General features: G+C 46.2%; 2 protein-coding genes and 1 pseudogene. All 3 read right to left on the bottom strand.

The features are described 5' to 3' along the window. Positions 1 to 247: hypothetical protein (locus F6K38_RS42625; RefSeq protein WP_287360941.1), on the bottom strand; the 247-nt coding region annotated here is incomplete at its 3' end. After that, a complete protein-coding gene (locus F6K38_RS42620; protein ID WP_008189899.1) occupies positions 244 to 633 on the bottom strand; it encodes a Na+/H+ antiporter subunit E in 390 nt (129 codons plus the stop codon). The genes F6K38_RS42620 and F6K38_RS42625, both read right to left, overlap by 4 nt. Continuing rightward, positions 630 to 1159, bottom strand: a pseudogene (locus F6K38_RS42615) (cation:proton antiporter); the annotation flags it as partial. The gene F6K38_RS42620 and the pseudogene F6K38_RS42615, both read right to left, overlap by 4 nt.

Here is a 1159-nt window from a genome sequence, read left to right as displayed (position 1 = left end):
GGTTATTGACTCGTTTAATTACATGTGCCAGTAGCATTAATCCAGCATTCCCCACACTCAGGATGATCACCCCGACAACACCGATCATCCAATCATCGCGCAAAACAGATACCACTAGGATCATGATCGATGTTTTGGTGGCAATACTGGCAAATGCCAACATTTTTTGCCAAATATCATCATCTTGCCAAGCCTCATAAATGGGGATGAGCAGAGCCAGAATCATGGCAATCAGGATCAGTGTCATCGCTTTCTCCTCCGTCTAACCCGGTGTACTTCGTACCTGCCATCTTGGTGGTATTTCAACACAATGGTTTTTGGTGTAAAGGTGATCAGGAATATATCCAGGAATATTAGCCCAGGGGTCCGTTGGGGTTTGACTCCTTCCATGATCACATCTTCGTGCTTATGGGGACGGAGCATGATTTCAAATGCCTCAATATATGCCTGGGGAATCGCCACTATCACTTCACCGAGCACCCGGAGCCAATCCTTTAAGGCTTCTGGGGTTTTGGGGCGTCCTGGTAATAGGAATGCGATCGCAATGCCAATGATGATATTTGACGGACTCAGATTGGCAGTCAGCAAAAACCAGATAACCAGTCGTAAGATTAGATTTAGATGCCCAATCATGGTTGAAACACCATCCAGAACAGTAGGATTAACATCAGACTCATCATCCCAATGAGATGGTCAAATTCTTCAAGCACACGGGGCAGCTTGATTACAGATCGTTTGAAAATCAACAAATATGCCAACCACCCAAGGGCAATGGTTGCCAGGGGTTTGATAATATTGGCATAATTATATGCTTGGTAATACACACCATTGACGGCAATCAGCCCACCGAGCAACAGTATCATCGCTAACCAAAAACCGACCTTTACCTGCCCTTGGCTGCCATCCCCATGGGGCAGAAAAATGAATTTAGCAAAGGATATTGCTGTTCCTACGGCAGCAATATTCATACCGATAACTTGCCAGGGCACTAGATTCTTCATGGTCAACACCTTCGCCCCAAAGCCTGACAATAAGGGAAAGCCGGAAATTGAGAAGCTAGCTATAGCCAGGGCAATCCAGATTTGGGTATTAATCGGCTGATGTTGCAGTTCCTTGAGGTTGCGGCTGGGCAAAACACCCGCGATTAAAAAGAGCGCCC

It is taken from the genome of Moorena sp. SIO3B2 (assembly GCF_010692525.1).
GTDB classification, from domain to species: domain Bacteria; phylum Cyanobacteriota; class Cyanobacteriia; order Cyanobacteriales; family Coleofasciculaceae; genus Moorena; species Moorena producens.
Note: the sequence above shows the minus strand (reverse complement) of the source record. Positions and strands in the feature narration are given on the sequence as shown.